The following is a 305-nucleotide window of genomic DNA, read 5'->3' as shown; positions in this document are numbered from 1 at the left end:
CTGCGGGCTACCTGACGGGATCGACGCGAAGTCGAGTGTCTGAAACGTCGTTACGATCTCGGTGGTCGATGCATCAAGAAAAAACTTGCCATCGGCAAACGACAGGATGTCGTCATCGTCAACGTTGAGAGGATCGCTGTGCCCCAGCGGCTCGTATTGAATGAGGTAAATTTGCGCCGAGGACAGGTCGCTCTCGTCCAGCGCAACAGCGAACGCCAGGTCGCCGTTCGGGTCAGCGTCACCATTCGCGTCGGCCTCGCGCCCATAAATGATGCCGCCTTCGTTGTAGAGGAAGATTGCCACAC

At 57.4% G+C, this 305-nt stretch carries 1 protein-coding gene; it reads right to left on the bottom strand.

Annotated features, from left to right (window positions below; all coding sequences use genetic code 11):
• Positions 1-305: DUF5801 repeats-in-toxin domain-containing protein (locus EN851_RS36670; RefSeq protein ID WP_189587365.1), on the bottom strand; the 305-nt coding region annotated here is incomplete at both ends.

Source organism: Mesorhizobium sp. M8A.F.Ca.ET.208.01.1.1 (assembly GCF_004791315.1).
In the GTDB taxonomy this organism is placed as follows: domain Bacteria; phylum Pseudomonadota; class Alphaproteobacteria; order Rhizobiales; family Rhizobiaceae; genus Mesorhizobium.
The sequence above is the reverse complement of the archived record's forward strand: the minus strand, read 5'-3'. Positions and strand labels throughout refer to the sequence as shown.